The 1,946-nt window shown below is 76.1% G+C and carries 2 protein-coding genes and 1 riboswitch; of the genes, one reads left to right on the top strand and one right to left on the bottom strand.

Going from position 1 to position 1,946, the window contains the following annotated elements; all coding sequences use genetic code 11:
* Positions 1-1,002 (bottom strand): ATP-binding protein (locus E9549_RS22700; protein WP_236828871.1); only part of this gene is annotated, 1,002 nt, incomplete at its 3' end.
* A gap of 74 nt (positions 1,003-1,076) precedes the next feature.
* A riboswitch (cobalamin riboswitch) is annotated at positions 1,077-1,149 on the bottom strand.
* A 129-nt stretch (positions 1,150-1,278) separates the two neighbouring features.
* On the opposite strand from E9549_RS22700, the gene E9549_RS22695 reads away from it, so the two are divergent.
* Positions 1,279-1,944, top strand: a complete 666-nt coding sequence (locus E9549_RS22695; RefSeq protein WP_236828870.1) for a TetR/AcrR family transcriptional regulator — start codon at positions 1,279-1,281, stop codon at positions 1,942-1,944.
* Positions 1,945-1,946 lie beyond the last annotated feature (2 nt).

Below are 1,946 nucleotides of genomic sequence, written 5' to 3'. Positions count from 1 at the left end.
GGAGTCGGCCAGCGCCTGGTCCAGGGTCTCGTCGTCCAGCCCCGGCGCGTCGAACGGGTTGCGCCGGCGCCGGTGCGGGAGCGCCAGCCGGGCGGCGACGCGGACGTCGTCCTCGGTGACCTCCTCGCGGCCGCACCAGGCGGCGTGCGCGATGGCGGCGCGGGCGGTGACCAGGTCGGCGCGCAGCCCGTCGACGTCGAAGGCGGCGCAGACGGCGGTGACCTGGCGCAGCGCGGCGTCGGAGAGGACGACGCGCGGCAGGCGGGCGCGGGCGTCGGCGATGCGGGCGGCCAGCGCGGTCTCCTCGGCGGCCCACTCCGCGGCGAACCCGGCGGGGTCGGCGTCGGAGGCGAACCGGCGGCGCACGACCTCGGCGCGCACCGCCGGGTCGCGGGGAGCGGCGACCTCGACGGTGAGCCCGAAGCGGTCCAGCAGCTGCGGGCGGAGCTCGCCCTCCTCGGGGTTCATGGTGCCGACCAGCAGGAACCGGGCCGCGTGCCGCACGGAGACGCCCTCGCGCTCGACGTACGCGGTGCCCAGGGCGGCGGCGTCGAGCAGCAGGTCGACCAGGTGGTCCTGCAGCAGGTTGACCTCGTCGACGTAGAGCACCCCGCGATGGGCGGCGGCGAGCAGGCCGGGCTCGTAGGCCTTGACGCCCTCGGTCAGCGCCCGCTCCAGGTCCAGCGAGCCGACCAGCCGGTCCTCCGAGGCACCCACCGGCAGTTCGACCAGCCGGGCGGGCCGGGTGCGCGCGGCGGCGCCGGCCTCGTGCGGGCCGTCGGGGCAGGCCGGGTCCGGTGCGGCCGGGTCGCAGCCGAACCGGCAGCCGGCCACGACGCCGACCGGCGGCAGGACGGCGGCCAGCGCCCGGACGCTGGTCGACTTGGCGGTGCCCTTCTCGCCCCGCACCAGCACACCGCCCACGGCGGGGGAGACGGCGTTCAGCAGGAGGGCCAGCCGCAGGTCGTCCATGCCGACGACGGCGGTGAAGGGGAAACTCATGCGGGGTACCCGCGCACGGCACGCGTCCTCTCCCCGGGTGTCCACGCCCGGAGGTGGCAGGAGCGCGACGGCGGGAGTTCCTGACTCACCGGCCCGGGGGCCGGCTCACAGTGGCGGGACCGCGCCGGATTCTCACCGGGCTTCCTCCACTGCCGTCGCGTGTGGCGGCGTCATCAGACCACGGGCGCGCTCCGCGGCGACAGACCCCCTCCGGCGTCGCCCGGCAACCTACGACCCTCTTGACTTCCTAATGCCATTAGGACGACCATCCGGCTCGTGACCGGAACCGTGGTGCCGGACCGTCGTGGGCGGCGTCGGCAGGAGACGATCGAGCAGGTGCTCGCGGTGGCGGTCGAGGTCATGACCGAGCAGGGCGCGGCCGGGCTGACGCTCGGCGAGGTGGCCCGCCGGATGGGCATCCGCCCGCCGTCCCTCTACGGGTACTTCGACGGCAAGCACGCGCTCTACGACGCCCTCTTCGAGCGGGGCTGGCGGGCGCTCCAGGGGGTGCTCGAGCAGGCCGGGGCCATCGCCGACGGCGCCGACCCCCTCACCGCGTGGCGGGGAGGCACCACGGCCCTCGTGCGCTGGGCCGTGGAGCACCCCGCCCACTCGGCGCTCATGTTCTGGCGTCCGGTGCCCGGCTTCACGCCGTCGGAGCGGGCCTACGCGCCGGCCGTCGCGCTCGACGCCGAGTCCCGCGCGCTGCTGGTCCGGCTGCGGGATGCCGGGCACCTCGCCGCGGACGTCGACCTGGACCGCGCCTACCGCGCCTGGACGGCGCTGGTCGGCGGTGTCATCTCCCAGCAGCTCTCCAACGCGCCGGGTGAGCCGTTCGAGACCGGCGCCTTCACGACGGTCCTGCCCGACGTCATGGACATGTGGCTCGACCACCACCGCACCGAACCCGTCCGCCCGCTGATCCGAGGAGGTCCGCCGTGACC

The sequence above is a fragment of the Blastococcus sp. MG754426 genome (genome assembly GCF_021699055.1).
Taxonomy (GTDB): domain Bacteria; phylum Actinomycetota; class Actinomycetes; order Mycobacteriales; family Geodermatophilaceae; genus Blastococcus.
The sequence above is the reverse complement of the archived record's forward strand: the minus strand, read 5'-3'. Positions and strand labels throughout refer to the sequence as shown.